This is a genomic window from Rhodococcus sp. EPR-157, from assembly GCF_001647195.1.
In the GTDB taxonomy this organism is placed as follows: domain Bacteria; phylum Actinomycetota; class Actinomycetes; order Mycobacteriales; family Mycobacteriaceae; genus Rhodococcoides.
On the sequence record NZ_LVCV01000646.1, the window covers coordinates 1 to 4337 of the forward strand.

Below are 4337 nucleotides of genomic sequence, written 5' to 3' on the forward strand. Positions count from 1 at the left end.
CAGGTCATCAAGACCTGGTCCCGTCGATCGACAATTCTCCCCGACTTCATCGGTCACACCTTCGCCGTCCACGACGGTCGCAAGCACGTGCCGGTGTTCGTGTCCGACTCGATGGTCGGCCACAAGCTCGGAGAGTTCGCACCGACCCGTACGTTCAAGGGTCACATCAAGGACGACCGGAAGGCGAAGAGGCGATGAGCAAGACCGAAACCGCCAATCCGACTGCCAAGGCCGTCGCCAAGCACGTCAGCGTCACGCCGATGAAGGCACGTCGCGTCGTCGATCTGGTTCGTGGGCGCTCCGTCGAGGACGCGCTCAACATCCTGAAGTTCGCGCCGCAGGCAGCGAGCGAGCCGGTCGCCAAGGTGATCGCCTCCGCAGCAGCCAACGCCGAGAACAACCTGGATCTCGATCCCAGCACGCTGATCGTGGCGACTGCGTTCGTCGACGAGGGCAAGACCGGCAAGCGTTTTCAGCCGCGAGCTCAGGGTCGTGCATTCCGGATTCGCAAGCGCACCAGCCACATCACGGTGATCGTCGAAAGCCTGCCCAAGACCGGCGGAACGTCTCGTAACCGTCGTAAGGGCCAGGCGTCCAAGGAAGGGGCTCAGTAGTGGGTCAGAAAATCAACCCGCACGGCTTCCGCTTGGGTATCACCACTGACTGGAAGTCGCGCTGGTACGCAGACAAGCAGTACTCGGAGTACGTCAAGGAAGACGTCGCGATCCGTAAGCTCCTCGCCACCGGCATGGAGCGCGCGGGAATCGCGAAGGTCGAGATCGAGCGCACCCGTGACCGTGTTCGCGTGGACATCCACACGGCACGTCCGGGCATCGTCATCGGTCGTCGTGGCGCCGAGGCCGACCGCATTCGCGGAGCTCTCGAGAAGCTGACCGGCAAGCAGGTTCAGCTCAACATCCTCGAGGTCAAGAACGCCGAGTCCGAAGCTCAGCTCGTGGCCCAGGGTGTTGCCGAGCAGCTCAGCAACCGCGTCGCTTTCCGTCGCGCAATGCGTAAGGCCATCCAGTCGGCCATGCGTCAGCCGAACGTCAAGGGCATCCGTGTCCAGTGCTCCGGTCGACTCGGCGGCGCCGAGATGTCCCGCTCGGAGTTCTACCGCGAAGGCCGTGTGCCGCTGCACACGCTTCGTGCGGACATCGACTACGGGCTGTACGAGGCCAAGACCACCTTCGGCCGTATCGGCGTGAAGGTCTGGATCTACAAGGGCGACATCGTCGGTGGCAAGCGTGAGCTCGCCGCTGCTGCACCTGCTGCAGGCAACGACCGCCCGCGCCGTGAGCGTCCCTCGCGTCCGCGTCGTTCCGGTGCCTCGGGCACCACTGCGACGAGCACCGAGGCCGGCCGCGCGGCATCCGCAGAGGCTCCGGCCTCGACCGAGCCGAATCAGGAGGGCTGACGATGTTGATCCCACGCCGGGTCAAGCACCGCAAGCAGCACCACCCGAAGCGATCGGGTGCTGCCAAGGGCGGAACCGCTGTGACTTTCGGTGACTACGGCATCCAGGCTCTCGAGCCTGCCTACATCACCAACCGTCAGATCGAGGCCGCTCGTATCGCGATCACCCGCCACATCAAGCGTGGCGGCAAGGTCTGGATCAACATCTTCCCGGACCGTCCGCTCACCAAGAAGCCTGCCGAGACCCGCATGGGTTCCGGTAAGGGTTCGCCCGAGTGGTGGATCGCGAACGTCAAGCCGGGACGCGTGCTCTTCGAGCTCTCGTTCCCCGACGAGACCGTCGCGCGTCAGGCACTGACACGCGCTATCCACAAGCTGCCGATGAAGGCACGCATCATCACCAGGGAGGAGCAGTTCTGATGGCTACCGGAACCCCAGCCGCAGAGCTCCGCGAGCTCACCGGTGAAGAGCTGGTCACCAAGCTGCGTGAGTCGAAGGAAGAGCTGTTCAACCTTCGTTTCCAGATGGCTACCGGCCAGTTGGACAACAACCGTCGACTGCGCACCGTTCGTCACGAGATCGCGCGCATCTACACCGTCCTGCGTGAGCGTGAGCTCGGTTTGGCCACCGGTCCTGCCGACGACACTGCAGGTGACGCGGCATGAGCGAGGAAAAGACTGTGACTGAAGAGCGCAACAACCGCAAGGTTCGGATCGGCTACGTCGTATCCGACAAAATGGAGAAGACGATCGTGGTCGAGCTGGAAGACAGGGTCAAGCACCCTCTCTACAGCAAGGTCATCCGTCGGACCACCAAGGTCAAGGCACATGACGAGAAGGGCGACGCCGGCGTAGGCGATCGCGTTCAGCTCATGGAGACCCGTCCACTGTCCGCCACGAAGCACTGGCGACTGGTCGAGGTTCTCGAAAAGGCCAAGTAAGCATTTACTGCTGCGAAATAGCCCGCTCCCTCACGGGGGCGGGCTTTTTCGTGCGTTCTGGTTGCCGGGGGTTCCCGGCCTCGAGCAGGGGCGATTTGGATTCCGCACCCCACGTCCCCTACACTTGACCGGTTGCCTGTGGCAGCGGTGTGCCTTCGTGCGCCCGCGCCGCGACAGCCGACCGCGCGTGTCGGGACGGAAATCCGGCACGTATGCACATCCAGGTCTAGGAGAAGTTTGTGATTCAGCAGGAGTCGCGAGTACGCGTCGCTGACAACACGGGCGCGAAGGAAATCCTTTGCATCCGCGTTCTCGGTGGCTCGTCACGTCGCTACGCCGGGATCGGCGACATCATCGTAGCTACGGTGAAAGACGCTATCCCCGGTGGAAACATCAAGAAGGGCGAGGTCGTCAAGGCGGTCATCGTCCGTACCGTCAAGGAGCGTCGTCGTCCCGACGGTTCCTACATTCGTTTCGACGAGAACGCTGCCGTGCTGATCAAGCCGGACAACGATCCTCGCGGAACCCGCATCTTCGGCCCGGTCGGCCGCGAGCTGCGTGAGAAGAAGTTCATGAAGATCGTCTCGCTCGCCCCGGAGGTGCTGTAAATGAAGGTGCACAAGGGCGACACCGTTCTCGTGATCGCCGGCAAGGACAAGGGCGCCAAGGGCAAGGTCATTCAGGCCTACCCCGCTGACTCCAAGATCCTCGTCGAGGGCGTGAACCGCATCAAGAAGCACACCGCGGTCTCCGCGAACCAGCGCGGCGCGTCTTCGGGCGGAATCGTCACGCAGGAAGCCCCGATCCACGTATCGAACGTCGCGGTCATCGACTCGGACGGAAATCCCACTCGCGTGGGCTACCGCACCGACGAAGAGTCCGGCAAGCGCGTTCGTGTTTCCCGGAAGAACGGGAAGGACATCTGAGATGACTACCACTGAGAACACGGCAGGCACGCAGCCTCGCCTCAAGGCGCGCTACCGCGCCGAGATCAAGGACGCCCTCAACACCGAATTTGCATACGACAACGTCATGCAGATCCCCGGCGTCGTCAAGGTCGTCGTCAACATGGGTGTCGGCGACGCCGCCCGTGACGCGAAGCTGATCAACGGTGCAGTTGCAGACCTCGCCGCGATCACCGGTCAGAAGCCGGAGATCCGCAAGGCTCGCAAGTCCATCGCGCAGTTCAAGCTCCGTGAAGGAATGCCCATCGGCGCACGTGTCACGCTTCGTGGCGACCGCATGTGGGAATTCCTGGACCGTCTGACCTCCATTGCCCTTCCCCGAATCAGGGACTTCCGTGGCCTCTCGGGCACGCAGTTCGACGGTAACGGCAACTACACGTTCGGCCTCAACGAGCAGTCGATGTTCCACGAGATCGACGTGGACAAGATCGATCGTCCTCGCGGCATGGACATCACTGTGGTGACCACCGCAACCAACAACGAAGAAGGCCGCGCGCTGCTCAAGCACCTCGGCTTCCCGTTCAAGGAGAACTGAGTCCATGGCGAAGAAGGCATTGGTCAACAAGGCCAACAAGAAGCCGAAGTTCGCAGTGCGTGGTTACACGCGTTGCAACCGCTGCGGCCGTCCCCACTCGGTGTTCCGCAAATTCGGCCTGTGCCGTATCTGCGTTCGCGAGATGGCGCACGCCGGAGAGCTTCCCGGAGTTCGCAAGAGCTCCTGGTGATCTGAGGCCTCCGGGCTTCACCGCACCACGCTGACGGGCGTGGGTTCCTTCATGGAACCCACGCCCGTTTTGTCGTTGGCGCGCGTCCCCGATCTGTGGAACACCGTCTGTCGTCCACACAGTCGTACCCCGCGCCGAATACGAACCACCGGTTTACGCTTCTCGGGCAGTGGCATTTCGACACGGTCGTACGAGCGCGGAGGTCCACCGATGGCAGACGTAGCGCACGATCAACCCGACACTGCGCCGGACTCGCACGAGCTCAAACGCGTCCTCGGGCCAGGTCTTCTG

The 4337-nt window shown here is 62.8% G+C and carries 11 protein-coding genes; all 11 read left to right on the forward strand.

The window, feature by feature from the left end; translation table 11 throughout:
• Positions 1-198: 30S ribosomal protein S19 (gene rpsS / locus A2J03_RS27590; RefSeq protein ID WP_068380833.1), on the forward strand; the 198-nt coding region annotated here is incomplete at its 5' end.
• The gene (rplV, locus tag A2J03_RS27595) at positions 195-614 is read left to right on the forward strand and encodes a 50S ribosomal protein L22 (RefSeq protein ID WP_068380836.1); all 420 of its coding nucleotides are present in this window, start codon (positions 195-197) and stop codon (positions 612-614) included. The genes rpsS and rplV, both read left to right, overlap by 4 nt.
• A complete protein-coding gene (rpsC, locus tag A2J03_RS27600; RefSeq protein ID WP_068380839.1) occupies positions 614-1417 on the forward strand; it encodes a 30S ribosomal protein S3 in 804 nt (267 codons plus the stop codon). Before rplV ends, rpsC begins: the two co-directional genes overlap by 1 nt.
• A 2-nt stretch (positions 1418-1419) precedes the next feature.
• Positions 1420-1836 carry a 50S ribosomal protein L16 gene (rplP, locus tag A2J03_RS27605; RefSeq protein ID WP_068380842.1) on the forward strand — a complete coding sequence of 139 codons (417 nt, stop codon included), beginning with the start codon at positions 1420-1422 and terminating at the stop codon, positions 1834-1836.
• Positions 1836-2081 carry a 50S ribosomal protein L29 gene (rpmC, locus tag A2J03_RS27610; RefSeq protein WP_019663551.1) on the forward strand — a complete coding sequence of 82 codons (246 nt, stop codon included), beginning with the start codon at positions 1836-1838 and terminating at the stop codon, positions 2079-2081. The genes rplP and rpmC overlap by 1 nt, the downstream gene beginning before the upstream one ends.
• The gene (rpsQ, locus tag A2J03_RS27615; protein ID WP_068380845.1) at positions 2078-2356 is read left to right on the forward strand and encodes a 30S ribosomal protein S17; all 279 of its coding nucleotides are present in this window, start codon (positions 2078-2080) and stop codon (positions 2354-2356) included. The genes rpmC and rpsQ overlap by 4 nt, the downstream gene beginning before the upstream one ends.
• Positions 2357-2595: 239 nt before the next feature.
• The gene (gene rplN / locus A2J03_RS27620) at positions 2596-2964 is read left to right on the forward strand and encodes a 50S ribosomal protein L14 (RefSeq protein ID WP_008718280.1); all 369 of its coding nucleotides are present in this window, start codon (positions 2596-2598) and stop codon (positions 2962-2964) included.
• Positions 2965-3282: a 50S ribosomal protein L24 gene (gene rplX / locus A2J03_RS27625; RefSeq protein ID WP_068380847.1), complete on the forward strand. Its 318-nt coding sequence runs from the start codon at positions 2965-2967 to the stop codon at positions 3280-3282.
• Position 3283: 1 nt separating this feature from the next.
• Positions 3284-3856: a 50S ribosomal protein L5 gene (gene rplE, locus A2J03_RS27630; RefSeq protein WP_068380850.1), complete on the forward strand. Its 573-nt coding sequence runs from the start codon at positions 3284-3286 to the stop codon at positions 3854-3856.
• A 4-nt stretch (positions 3857-3860) separates the two neighbouring features.
• A complete protein-coding gene (locus A2J03_RS27635) occupies positions 3861-4046 on the forward strand; it encodes a type Z 30S ribosomal protein S14 (RefSeq protein WP_068380853.1) in 186 nt (61 codons plus the stop codon).
• A gap of 51 nt (positions 4047-4097) precedes the next feature.
• Positions 4098-4337: hypothetical protein (locus A2J03_RS31845; protein ID WP_231912738.1), on the forward strand; the 240-nt coding region annotated here is incomplete at its 3' end.

Coding starts and splice junctions, on each gene's coding strand:
- rplE (WP_068380850.1), top strand. CDS start 3,284: ATGACTACCACTGAGAACACGGCAGGCACGCAGCCTCGCCTCAAGGCG.
- rpsQ (WP_068380845.1), top strand. CDS start 2,078: ATGAGCGAGGAAAAGACTGTGACTGAAGAGCGCAACAACCGCAAGGTT.
- rpmC (WP_019663551.1), top strand. CDS start 1,836: ATGGCTACCGGAACCCCAGCCGCAGAGCTCCGCGAGCTCACCGGTGAA.
- rplP (WP_068380842.1), top strand. CDS start 1,420: ATGTTGATCCCACGCCGGGTCAAGCACCGCAAGCAGCACCACCCGAAG.
- rplV (WP_068380836.1), top strand. CDS start 195: ATGAGCAAGACCGAAACCGCCAATCCGACTGCCAAGGCCGTCGCCAAG.
- A2J03_RS27635 (WP_068380853.1), top strand. CDS start 3,861: ATGGCGAAGAAGGCATTGGTCAACAAGGCCAACAAGAAGCCGAAGTTC.
- rplX (WP_068380847.1), top strand. CDS start 2,965: ATGAAGGTGCACAAGGGCGACACCGTTCTCGTGATCGCCGGCAAGGAC.